The sequence below is a fragment of the Chitinophaga sp. sic0106 genome, assembly GCF_019219075.1.
In the GTDB taxonomy this organism is placed as follows: domain Bacteria; phylum Bacteroidota; class Bacteroidia; order Chitinophagales; family Chitinophagaceae; genus Chitinophaga.
The window spans coordinates 459925-472661 of sequence record NZ_JAHUWJ010000004.1 but is presented as its reverse complement, the minus strand read 5'-3'; the positions used below and the strand labels follow the sequence as shown (position 1 = coordinate 472661).

The following is a 12737-nucleotide window of genomic DNA, read 5'->3' as shown; positions in this document are numbered from 1 at the left end:
ATAACACATGCCTGGCACACATAAAACAGGCAGACCTAAGTCTGCCTGCACAGGATAAACCTTGCCATAAAAACCAGGTCTTCCTTAAAATAAAGTTCTGCTTTTTTTGGAAATCAAAACAGTACCTCTTTTTATTCGGGTACCCGATGGAGAAATGTCGTCCATTAGACAACTCTCAGACGCTTAATTTATTTTTGATACATCCTCTAAAAACGGCAATCGCCCACCGAAGGCGGGCGATTGGGAATTTTATTAAAAAAAAACATGGACCTCACATCTTCACTATCTTCTTCACCATCTGCTTTCCTTTCCCTCTCAACACCAGCATATACATTCCCGGTTGCACGTTATCCAGCGGGATTTCAAACTGCCCGCCGTTCTGCCTGGCAACATTCACCAGTTTCAGGAGCTTTCCGTTCGCATCCCTGATCTCGGCCTGCAGCCACTGTTTATCACTGGTTACACGGATAAATTTTTCAGCAGGGTTAGGGTAGATACTGGTGCCGCTGAGCTTATCATCGCTGAAGGCAAGCATACTCAATGCAGTGTTTTCCGCATTGCACAGCAATACCGGACGCTGTGTGGAATCTGCTCCGTCGCGGGATGGAAAGATCGCATCGGTAGTTGCTCCAGCCAGGCCGGATACCAGTTTGAGCGATAATACTCCATCGCCGGCCTGCTGCGACAGTGCAATATTAGTCACATCCCATTCTGCATAATTACCTGCTGCGCGCCCCATGATGGTATCCACAGCCGCACTTACCGCCGGCATATTATTATAAGTGATGCCGCTCTCCGTCCAGCTGTCGTTGCTTACATACTGTAAAATCCATGGTACCGTAGCTATAGAAGTGTTAGCATAATTTACATACATCCGCAGCTTCACCTGGTTGGTACCTGCCGGCAATGCATTTACATTGAATTTCAGAAATATCTCCCGGGTATAGCTGATGGAGGCATCCTGCTTTAGCACCAGGCTACCGGTGCCATAGTTCACGCCCGCGTAAGCGCTGCCACCGCGCACATAAGCATCTGCCACCGCAGACACACTGGCAACACTATATATTGGCGTACTTGCGTTCACGTTATACTGCACCGTACTGCCGGCATAAGCGCCGGATGGCATCGCAGCAGTGAGCAGTCTTGTTTGTGAGATACCAGGCAAATTGAAATGTATATTTACCGGCAAAGAGGACTGTGCCGGATCAGCTACTGCCACCTGCACATTGGAACTGCCCACCTGCTTTAACAACAGCGCGCAGGGCCGGTCCACCGTAACTGTTACTGAATCCTGGTGGAATGTACCTGCCTGATAGAATACCATCTGCCAGATATTTAAACCCGCATGATACACTACTTGCATGGCCGATGTATTCTGGTACACCCGCACTGCTGTTGTATCATAGGTATTCATATCCTGCCCCGGCAAAACATAGTAAGCATAGTTTCCGTTGGAAGGAGTGGTGCCGTGGTTAAACCACAGGGTAAATACATTCATATTTTGCACGGTAGTGCTGCCGCCGTTATTGATACTGCGCCAGGTGCCCGACTGCGACTGCATCGTAAGTTGCAGCTGCCCGCCATTAGGGAAGTAATACCCCACGCCGTTATGCGAAATCCATTTCAGGTTATTATTGTAAGTATAACTGCCATCGGCCACTGTACTCACCGCTCCGCCAATTTTAGCCGAAACGCTACCATTCAGCAAACACTGATTTACAGTAGTGTTAATTGGCTGTGTAGCCGTTGACGTTATACCCGCGCCTAAACACACTACCTCCTTGTCAAAAAAGAACCAGGCCTTACGCGCCTGCGTGCCGTAGTCGGAAAACTGCAATGCTGATACGCCGTACAGTGAATCCGACACACCGCCGGCAAAGGCAGTAGTACCAAAGTTCACACCCCAGGAAGTACGCAGCGGAATAGTAGTAATGTAGGGCACCGTGGTTCCCGGAATGCGGCTCCAGTCCCAAACCGGTGGTATATTATAATACTCGCTGCCACTCATGGCAATATGCGTGGACCCGTCAGAAAGGTAATACCCTTTCAGATTTTCGCCGTTCCCGTTCTCCTGCTTGGCCGTACGGGTAGAGGTAAGGTGCAACCCAAACAGGTAACCACTGCGGTGGTGCAGGGAATAGTCGGACCGCCAGAAATGCGTATGCAGGTCAGGCAGCTGATACCCCGGCGCCTGGGTGCCATTGAGTCGTGCAATGTTTTGATTATACTCCGTCACATTCGCCGTATCCAGGACCTTCAGTTTTTCCAGGTGCGCTGTAACGCCAACGGCTAAATTATTTTCCCGGCTGATACTGCGCCCGTTGGTGCCATAATCGATGTACTTGCCCCGCATGGCCTTCAGGAAGCCATTGCGTACAAAATTGCTGAAAATGTTTAGTCGCGTCCCCGACAAGGCATAGGACGTGCCGCGCAGGTAGTAGGCCATCTTGGTTTCTCCTTCCACAAATACGCTGCCGTAGCCATAAATATACAGTTGTGGCCCGTGTTGCTGATAGGAGTTGTCGTGCTGAATTCCTTCGGCGGTGGTCAGTACCAGGGGGTAAAAAATCTGATCCACGCCATACTGCATCAGCGAATCATTAGCGGTGAGGCAGGCGCGGTACATGAAATGGGTGGCTACATCCAGCTTGTTGGCGCCGGTTTGAGCGGAGGGGTTGCCGCGATTCATCTGCGCGAGCAGGGAGGCACGCAGAGTGCCTAAACTGGCCGGAGCCGTTTCCAACAGGATCAGGATTTCGCCGATGCGCTGTGGATTGGAAATCTGGTTATGGTACCAGTTCCAGCTTTGGGGATCAGCGGTGTCCCAGTAGGTGAGACTGCTCACAATCGCATTAAACAGCGTACTGCTCTGGTAATAGCTGCTGCCCGGTTTCGTATAGGCCTGGGCGAAAGTCTTTACCCGGTTGATGTGCACATCCGCCGTATAGGTGGTGGCGCTGTAGGCATAGCTCACATCCGGCCAGGAACCATTGGCCTGGAGGGTAGCCAGGGTGCTGGTCACGTTGTTGTCCAGCGTGGTGGTGTTGGATGCCTGCGACAGCAGCTCCGCCCGGATACGATCCATGATGGTGGTGTATTCGGTTTGGGCGCCACTAACGTGCGCCATCCCGCATAGCACCAAAATGAGTAGCATTTTGATTTTCATAACTGTGGGTTTGTAACAAATCTACTACAGCCGTATGTTTCATACGGGTGGATATTCTAAATGAATAGGGTGAATTTTCACAATTCAGCTGCTCCTGCGTACTCCGAAGGTGTTTTTCCGAACTGTTTTTTGAACTCCCTGCTGAAATATTTCGGATCATTATAACCTACCATATACGACACCTGGTACACGGTATGTTCGCGGGTACGTATCAGAGCGGCGGCTTTTTTCAGGCGGAGGGATTTGATGAAATCATTGACGGACATATCGGTTACCGCCTTCAGCTTTTTGTACAACACGGGTTGGCTCATCGCCACTTTCCGGGCCAGCATGTCCACCCCAAACTCCTGGTCCTCCATATGCTCCTCAATGAGGGCGATCACTTTTTCCAGAAAGGCATTGTCTACCCTGGTAGGCAGCGGTTCCGGAGGCACCGGCGTAATGGCATGCAGCTGGTGGCTGTACCGTTCGCGCATTTTTTCACGGGAAGTAAGCAGGTTGCGTACATTCAGCGCCAGCACTTTGGTACTGAATGGTTTAGTGAGATATAGGTCTGCGCCGGTTTCCAGGCCGCTCACCTGATCAGCCTGCGAACTCTTGGCCGTCAGCAGGATCACCGGAATATGACTGGTGCGCTCATCTGTTTTAATGGCCTGGCAAAAGGCGAGTCCGTCCATCTCGGGCATCATCACATCGCTGATGATCAGATCCGGGATCTGCGTGGTGGCAGTAGCTAACCCCTCCACGCCATTTTCATTTTCCATAACCGTGTATTGTCCCTGGAAGGTTTGGCTGATCAGCGCCCGCAGCTCAGGGTTGTCCTCCACAATGTGAATGGTAAACGGCTGTGGTACTACATTAACTTTCCCGCTGTGATCCTCCGCAGGTAGCACAGCTTTAGTAGCTGGTTTGGGTATATGTGGCGCCTGGCCAACGGTATGTATGCTGCCTTCAAAATGCCTGCTGCCCAGTGGCAGGGTAACGGTAAATACAGTACAGCCTTCATGGTCAGTGGTCGAAGGAGCGCTTTGCACGGTGAGTGTACCTTTATGTTGCTCCACAATATTTTTAGATAAGGCCAGACCTATACCATACCCAGTGTTTTGCAAGCCATGGTCCTGCACCTGGAAGAAATTGGTAAACAGCTTGTCCACATACTCCGGCGCAATACCTCTTCCATTATCCGTTACCGTTATAATGCAGTTTTGCTTGTGCATAGATACATGCAGCTGTATGCGACCGCCGTTGGGCGTGAATTTGAAGGCATTGGTGAGCAGGTTGAAAAATACTTTCTCCAGTTGTTCCGGATCAAAATAAAGCCAAACCTGGTCAGCATCGTGGCGTAATTCCATGCTGATATTACGGTCCAGTGACAACTCCCGGAAGCCGCTGTAAATCTGCTCCAGGAAAGGGATCAGGTCTTGTTCGTGTATATGTAACCGTAAGTGATTGGTTTCTGCCTTCCGGAAATCCATCAGCTCATTCACGAGCTTCAGTAAACGGTCCGCATTATTGCGCAGCTGCCCCAGCGTACCCTGCATAGGATCGTCTTTTTTGAGGCCATCCATCATCCGTTCCACCGGTACCAGCAGCAGCGTGAGGTGTGTGCGTATCTCATGGGACACATGCGTGAAAAAATTGAGTTTTACCTGGTGCAATTCTTCTTCTTTCCGTAATAATGCCCACAGGAAAAAGAACCTGGTTACAAAAAAGAATAACAGTACCACCGCTATTATATATAAGGTGTAGGCCCACCAGGTACGCCAGAAAGGAGGGAGGATGGTAATTTCCATCTGTTCAGCCTTGCTCCATACGCCATCATTATTGGCGCCCTTCACCCGGAACACATAGTGTCCTGCGGATAAATTGGTATAGGTAACAGCAGGGGTATTGGTTTCTATCCAGTCGCGGTCGGCCCCTTCTAACTTATACGCATACCTGTTTTTATTGCTTTTGACATAATTGAGCAAAGCAAATTCCAGGGTAAATACTTCCTGGTTATGCTTAAAGGCCAAGCTGCGTGTATAGGTGATGTCCTCCTGTAGTAAGTTATTTTCCTCCCCGATGGTCACCGGATTATTGAATAAACGCAAGCCGGTAAACCGCATCGGTGATGCGATGGTGTTAGTTACCACACGGCCGGGGAAAAAGCTGGTGATGCCGTTGTAGCCGCCAAATAAAAATTCGCCGCGACTGTCCTTTAAAAAAGAATTATAGTTAAATGCATTACCTGCCAGGCCATCGCTGGTGGTGAAGGTCTGAAAGGTATTGCGCGCAGGATCAAACCGTACCAGTCCATTATAGGTACTGATCCAGAGCGCGTGCTGCTCATCTTCCAACAAGCCAATGACGTTATCATTCGGTAATCCGTCTTTCACCCGGTATTGCACTTTCTGTTTCAGATCGGGTGAATATTTTATCAGTCCGCCAAAATACATGCTTACCCAAATCTGCTGCTGGTGGTCTTCCTGTATGGAATTCACATAGCCATTATGCAGCAGCCGCATAGAGTCGCCCTCGAGTACATACAGGTAACTGATGGTGCCAATGAGTATGCGGTGTTTGGAATCTTCAAACAGGTAGCGGATCGATTGTTTGCCAGCAGGGCCGGTGATAGCCGAATCTGCCTGTTTTACCAATTCGCTCCCATGGCGGTGGAACACTTGAAGCTGGTTATTAGCGCCTATCCAGAAGCGGCCTTTACTATCTTCCAACAGGGCAGTAACTTCCCTGGAAAATGTGCCGGGGTCTTTGGCATTATAGAAGAATCTTTTGAAACGCCCGTGTTGCAACAGGTTGAGCCCTCCGCCATGTGTGGCTGTCCATATCTGGTGATCCTTATCTTCATACACTACTTTTACCAGGTTTGAACCGAGGCTCCCGGGATCATCCGGATCATTTTTATAGGTGGTAAAAGTGCCGGCGGCACGATTGAAAAAGTTCAGGCCACCTCCTTCGGTACCTATCCAGTAATTGTGGTTGGCATCTTCGCGGATGCTGCTGATCACATTATTACTGATGCCATTCAGGGGTGCATGTAACGACCAGTTAGTGAAAGAGGACCCGTAGGCGTGCACCATATTTACGCCGCCAAAGTAAGTCCCCAGCCACATGGCCCCGCTGTTATCAGCGTATATGCTATGGAGTGAGTTCTGGCTAAGGCTATACCCATTGGGGTTATGTGCATCCTGCCGGTAATGGCGGGCCTGCATGGTTGCCGGATCAATAATGGTAAGGCCTTCCTGGGTGCCTATCCACATATTCCCTAGCTGGTCGGGTACCACCCGGCGTATTATATTATTAATAATAGCAGGGTGAGATAATAAAGTAAAGCGGCCGGTAACCGGATCGTAAATATTCACACCGCCGGTTTGAGTACCCAGCCACAGGCGGCCCTGCGCATCCGCTGTTATAGCGGTGATAAAGTTCATGGAAAGTCCATTGGCCTGGCCATCCTCTCTCCGGAAATTTTCATAGTGGCTACCATTTATTTTAGAGAGACCAGTATTGGTCCCGATCCAGATATTCCCGGTTTTATCCTCGTACACACAACGCACCACGTACCCTGCAATGTCCGGAGGGGCAATGAACCGCTTTTTATTCCCTTCGATCACATACAGCCCGTTATTGGCGCCGAACCAATGGCGGCCTTTACTGTCTTCATAAATACAATTGATATTGGTATTGACTCCTGAATCCAGTACGATGCGGGTAAACCGGTCGTGCACCGGATCATACTTCGCCAGCCCGGATGTAGTACCGATCCACAACACCTGGTGGCGGTCGCGGTACAAACTCATGATCTGATTACCCGGAAGTGAAGTACTGTCGTCCGCCTGCTGATGATATATTTTAAACCGGTGACCATCATAGCGGTTCAGGCCATAATGGGTGCCGAACCAGATGAACCCCTGGTGGTCCTGCGCGATGGATAAAACCGCGTTATGCGATAATCCGTCTGCAACGGTGAGGTGATTGAAGGTAATGTCCTGTCCATAACTTTTGGTGTACACGGTAGGGAATAGCAGGCATATCAGCAGGAGGCATCTCAGTTTCATTCAACTATTGGAATTGTATCGTTCAAAAGTATGTTTTTTATTTTTCCGAATAAGCCGGGACCTTCGGTCCCTGCTTATTCTTCTATTCAGACCGCCGCAGGTGGTCTGAATAGAAGAATGTAAATAATAGATTTTCAAGATCTTATGAAATAATTTATAAAATTCCCCCCATAAATTTATAATATTCTCCCCCCGGTACGGACTGGTTATCACATATTTGTGTATCAACCAGGATTTCCAACTAATTCCAACGTTTATGACTAAAACATTCCGATCAGCCTGTGGGGGAAGCAGGTGCCGCTTCCCGGGGATTTATTTACTACCATTAGTCATGTGGTTCATTTTATCTCCATTTATCCTAATTGCACAACAGCAGAAAAAAGTTTCCGGCGTAGTGAAAGACAAAGACGGAACACCACTCGTAGGCGTAACCGTAATGGTAAAAAATGAAAAAGCGGGCGCCACTACCGATGTAAACGGTCGTTTTACCATTACCGCCAAACCAGGTAATACGCTTGTATTTACTTATATCGGTTTTACGAAGATGGAGCAGCCCGTGGATGCGCGGATGGAGTATAACATCCGCATGGCCGACCAGGCAGGCACGCTCAATGATGTGGTGGTAGTAGGTTACGCCACTCAAAAACGCAAGGACCTTACCGGTGCGGTAGGTAGCGTAAATATGAAAGAATTTGAAAAGGCCCCGGTGAAATCGTTTGACGAGGCGCTGGCAGGTCGTGTAGCAGGTGTAGCTGTTGCCAGTAACGACGGGCAGCCAGGTTCCATCGCCAACATCGTGATCCGCGGTGCCGGCTCCATCACGCAGGACAACTCACCGCTCTACGTGATCGATGGTTTTCCTACAGAAAGCTCTAACGCCAATGCCATCAGTCCGGCGGATATCGAATCCATCGATATCCTGAAAGATGCTTCTGCCACCGCCATTTATGGCGCCCGTGGTTCCAATGGGGTTATCCTCATTACCACCAAAAAAGGGAAAACAGGAGTGCCGCAGGTGAGCTATAATGGCTACTATGGCTGGCAACAGATCCCCAACAAAATTCCGCTGATGGGCGCCTACGATTTTGTGAAATATGTGGGAGAAGTTAATCCCGGTATTTACGATTCCGTGTATCTGGCAGGAGGAGTAAAGCTGGAAGAATACCGTAACCGTGAGTCGGTAGATATGCAGGACTATATTTACCGCGTAGGACAAAATACCAACCATGATATTGCCGTACGTGGCGGTAATGACAAAACGAAATATTCCCTCTCCGGCAACTTCAATAACCAGAAAGGGATCATCATCAACAGCGGGTTTAAACGCTACCAGGGTCGGTTTTCACTGGATCAAACCGTGAACGATAAACTGAAAGTGGGTATCAACGCTAACTATGCCTATAGCGAAGCCTTTGGTATTCCGGTATCCGCTACCAACTTTTATGCATCGGCAACTACCCTGTATTCCGTGTGGGGCTTCCGCCCAACCACCAGTATCAAGGGGCGCGACAGTGCAGCCAACCTGATCGACGACTTTTATGATCCGGGTAATGAACTGGCCAACAACCAGGACTATCGCGTAAACCCGCTGCAAAACATCCAGAACCAGTACACCATGAACAAGGTCGGCAACCTGATGGCGAATGCCTATGTGCAGTACGCCATCACAAAGGACCTGAGTCTGCGTGTAGCCGGGGGGATCAACAGCGTTACTTCGGAACTGGATATTTTTAATAACTCCCTCACGCAGTCGGGCAGTAAATGGAACTCCAACGGTGTGAACGGCAGCATTGAGTTCCGGCCTACCTCCGTTTGGAACTCCCAGAACTCACTGACCTACCGCAAAACATTCAATAAGCAACATAATCTTACTGTGCTGGCAGTGGTGGAAGCGCAAGGTAACAAAACATCCCAGCGTAAGTTTTCTGCCAATCAGGTGCCCAACGAAGATCTCGGCATGGACGCCCTGGACCTGGCATCTCCGGCCAATACCTCTTTGATATCGCTGAGTTCCCGCTGGACCATGGCTTCCGGCGCGCTGCGTGCTAACTACGATTATGCGTCCAGGTATCTTTTCAGCACCTCTATCCGCGCTGATGGCTCTTCCAAGTTTGCCGCAGGCAATAAATGGGGTTACTTCCCATCCGCATCTGCCGCCTGGCGCTTCAGTGCAGAGGAGTTCATGAAATCAGCCAGCTTTATTTCAGATGGTAAAATCAGGTTGGGCTACGGTGCTTCGGGTAACAACCGTGTGGGCGATTTCAGCTACCTGCCGCAGCTCTCCCTTACCAATAACCAATACTGGTACTCGATGGGTAACGGGCCACTGGGGATTGGCGCGGTGATGACATCTTCCGGAAATCCAAACCTGCGCTGGGAAACCAATGAACAGGCCAACATAGGACTGGACATGGCTTTCCTCAAAAACAGGCTCACCTTAACCGTGGATGTATACAAGCGTACTACCACGGACCTGCTGCTGGATGCCGCCTTGCCTTATGCCCATGGTATAGAATCAGCGAAAGGCTTCAAAAACGTAGGCAAGCTCGAGAATAAAGGATTGGAAATTACTGTTGGTGCTACGGTGGTGGATAAGAAAGCCTTCACCTGGAACAGTAATTTCAACATCAGCTTTAACCGCAATAAGATCCTGTCCCTCGCAGAAGGCCAGCAGTCGATACTCTACGGTTCCGGTACCTTCTTTAATACCACCTACTCCGGTCTCTTCCCATATATTTCTGTGGTGGGCAGGCCTTTGGGAGAGATGTACGGGCTCGTGTTCGACGGTGTTTATCAATACGGTGATTTTGACCTCATGCCTAATGGTACTTACCTGTTAAAAGGCGACGTGCCTACGAACGGCTCCGCCAGGAACGCTATCCGCCCCGGCGATATAAAATACAGGGACCTCAATGGTGACAACCAGGTGAACAACCAGGACTATACGATCATCGGCAGTGGCCTGCCTAAGCATACCGGCGGGTTTAGTAACGACTTCCGTTACCGCAACTTCGACCTGAACATCTTACTGCAATGGTCTTATGGTAATGATAATATCAACGCCAACCGCTATGTGTTTGAAGGAGGCATTGTCAACAACCCTAACCTGAACCAGTTTGCTACCTACGCCAACCGCTGGACGCCGGATAACCCGAGCAACACCATGTTCCGTGCTGGTGGTATGGGCAATGCGGCGTATTCTTCCCGCGTAATTGAAGATGGTTCCTACCTGAAACTGAGAACGGTTTCATTGGGTTACAGTCTGCCTGCAGCCGTGCTGAAACGTGCGAAGATCAAGAGCCTCCGTATTTACGGCTCCGCACAAAACATCTATACCTGGACCAAATACTCCGGTATGGACCCTGAAGTGAATGCAAGGCCAAACAACTTGTCGCCGGGCTTTGACTATGCGGCCTATCCGCACTCACTGTCGTATGTAACAGGTTTAAATGTCACCTTCTAAATTGATGTACATGAAACGTATTAGTATCCTCGCATGCTTAGCTATAGCAGGACTCACCTCCTGTAAAAAATTCCTGGACACCAAGCCCACGGATTTTTATTCTACCGACAATTACTATAATACCGAAGCCCAGCTGCAACAAGCGCTCAACGGCATCTACGGCGATCTGATGCGCCCGGAGCTGTACGCGCAGGTGATGGGTTTTAATTTTGTATCCACTACCGACGAGGTAATGTCCAACCGTACTACGGACGGTGATGCTCGTGGGCTCCGTTATAACTACGATGCCTCGCTGGTTTACGTGTCCAGCATCTGGCGCTACGCCTATGTGGGCATCAACAACATCAACACGCTGCTGGATAATATCAATAAGCCGGCGATGGACGAAAACCGCCGTAGCATCATAAAAGGGCAGGCCCTGTTTATCCGTGGCTTTCTCTATTTCATCCTTACGAGCAACTACGGGGATGTGCCTGTAGTTTTAAAAACGCCGGCTATCAGTGATGTGAATATTCCGCAGGTAAAACAGGCGGAAGTGTATGCGCAGATAGAAAAGGATATGAAGGAGGCGGAAACGTTGCTGAAAGACTATACCGTATCGCAGGCTAAGTTTAATGATGTGGTGACCCTTACAGCAGTACAAGCCATGATGGCCCGTGTATACCTGTACTGGGCAGGCTATCCGCAAAACAATACCGCCAAATACCAGGATGTAATTACCTATACAGATAAGGTGATCACTTCCGGGTTGCATGCACTCAATCCGGATTACCGCCAGGTGTTCATCAATCTTGCGCAGGATAAATATGATGTGAAAGAGAATATCTGGGAGCTGGGTTCCCTGGGTGCAGCTGCCGGTGTGGTGAATAAATCCGGGAATGACATTGGCAATTTTGTAGGTATACAATCCTCGCTCACCGCCAATGATACAAGTTCCTACAACTCCGCCGCCTGGGTATGGGCAACAAAAAAATTGTTTGATGCCTATGAAACAGACCCTGCTAGCACCGCTACACCTAACAAATCATCATTGGATATACGCCGCGACTGGAACTGTGCCAACTACCTGTATAGCGGTACCAGTCCGCGTGTGAAGGCCGCCCGTCCCAATCCCTGGCAGATGTGTGCCGGCAAGTTCAGAAGAGAGTATGTGCCGCAATCCATCCGCAATACCAATGGCGTAGGAGGTACTTATAATATTAACTGGCCAATGATGCGTTATTCAGATGTATTGCTGATGCGTGCAGAGGCGGAGAATTTTGTGAATGGCCCCGGTAACGCCTATACGTATATTAACCAGGTGCGCAAACGTGGCTATGGTATCATGAACGGAAATGTAGTGAAATCAGTTACTATCACGAGTGCGGGCAGTGGCTACACCACGCCGCCGGCCGTTACTATTACCGGTGGAGGCGGCAGTGGAGCAACGGCTACTGCGGTGATTACCAGCAATGCGGTAAGTGGTATTTATGTAAGTTCACCAGGTGCGTTAACGCCAGGCAGCTACTACAGTGCTGCACCGGTGGTGGTGATAGGTACTTTCTGGACGCCGGGGGTAGCTTATACTACCGGCATGCAAATTACCAATGGAGGTAATTTATATACCGTGACTACCGCAGGTACTTCTACCAATACGCCTCCTACACATACCAGTGGGGCATCTGCTGCAACGGTAACCGGCGCTGTGTTTACCTATGCAGGTAAAGCAGCAACAGCTACCGCGAGCATTACAGTGGGCACGGAATCAGACCTTACGCCAGGCCTGGACAAGGCAGGATTTTTACAGGCGATCAAAGATGAGCGCATGCGGGAGCTATGTTTTGAAGCGGTGCGCAAAGCGGATCTGATCCGCTGGGGTAACTTCCTGGCCGACATGCAGAACTTTGCGGTATGGGCTACTGCCAATGGTGCCGGTGTGACGGCCACCGGAAATCCTAACGGGTTGCAGGGCGTACGAAATGTGATGCAGCGCCATGTGCTGCTGCCTAAGCCTACCTACGAACTTAACCTTAACCGTTTACTCACGCAAAACGAAGGCTGGTAATCCAAA

The 12737-nt window shown here is 49.8% G+C and carries 4 protein-coding genes; 2 read left to right on the top strand and 2 right to left on the bottom strand.

Features of this window, described 5'->3' with window-relative positions; all coding sequences use genetic code 11:
* Nucleotides 1-271: 271 nt before the first annotated feature.
* Together KW844_RS09065 and KW844_RS09060 are read right to left on the bottom strand one after the other, a co-directional pair.
* Complete coding sequence (locus KW844_RS09065; RefSeq protein ID WP_218376392.1) at nt 272-3166, bottom strand: polysaccharide lyase family 8 super-sandwich domain-containing protein; 2895 nt, start codon at nt 3164-3166, stop codon at nt 272-274.
* A gap of 77 nt (nt 3167-3243) precedes the next feature.
* Entirely contained in the window at nt 3244-7224 is a 3981-nt protein-coding gene (locus KW844_RS09060) for a two-component regulator propeller domain-containing protein (protein ID WP_218376391.1), read from the bottom strand.
* A 331-nt stretch (nt 7225-7555) separates the two neighbouring features.
* Here KW844_RS09060 and KW844_RS09055 point away from each other — a divergent pair, with 331 nt between their 5' ends.
* Nucleotides 7556-10687: a TonB-dependent receptor gene (locus KW844_RS09055; protein ID WP_218376390.1), complete on the top strand. Its 3132-nt coding sequence runs from the start codon at nt 7556-7558 to the stop codon at nt 10685-10687.
* A 10-nt stretch (nt 10688-10697) separates the two neighbouring features.
* Complete coding sequence (locus KW844_RS09050; RefSeq protein WP_218376389.1) at nt 10698-12731, top strand: RagB/SusD family nutrient uptake outer membrane protein; 2034 nt, start codon at nt 10698-10700, stop codon at nt 12729-12731.
* The last annotated feature ends 6 nt before the right edge of the window (nt 12732-12737 follow it).